The 451-nt window shown below is 35.0% G+C and carries 1 protein-coding gene; it reads left to right on the top strand.

The features are described 5' to 3' along the window. Positions 1-43: 43 nt before the first annotated feature. The coding region (locus tag A6E03_RS18160) for a class I SAM-dependent methyltransferase (protein WP_065601450.1) at positions 44-451 on the top strand (408 nt) is incomplete at its 3' end.

Raw genomic sequence — 451 nt, 5'->3', positions numbered from 1 at the left:
TAGTTTCAGTGATTAAGGCGTTATATGATTTAAGGAGAAATCTTTGAGTAATTGGGATGATGTAGCTGGTAAAGTTGAGTTTAATCTTCAATTAATCAGCGAGTTACTTATTAATACAGTTCCATATTCTAGCCAAGTTCTCGATTTTGGTTGTGGGTATGGAAGAGTAACTAATGAGCTTTATGACTTAGGTTATAAAAGTATTTGTGGTGTTGATTCTTCATTGGAAATGATTAATCGTGGGAACAATGAATTCCCGCATCTAGATCTGAACTACTCAAAAGGTTCACCGCTTCCTTTTTCTGATTCTTCCTTTGATGCTATTGTTACGTGTGCCGTTTTTACGTGCATTCCAGAAGTGCAAGCTAGGGTAAATGTTGTTTCTGAGCTACTAAGAATTTTAAAACCAAATGGAGTCATTTATTTAGCTGAATTTTGCTCTGATGAAAGT

This window comes from Aliivibrio sp. 1S128 (assembly GCF_001691065.1).
In the GTDB taxonomy this organism is placed as follows: Bacteria; Pseudomonadota; Gammaproteobacteria; order Enterobacterales; family Vibrionaceae; genus Aliivibrio.
The sequence above is the reverse complement of the archived record's forward strand: the minus strand, read 5'-3'. Positions and strand labels throughout refer to the sequence as shown.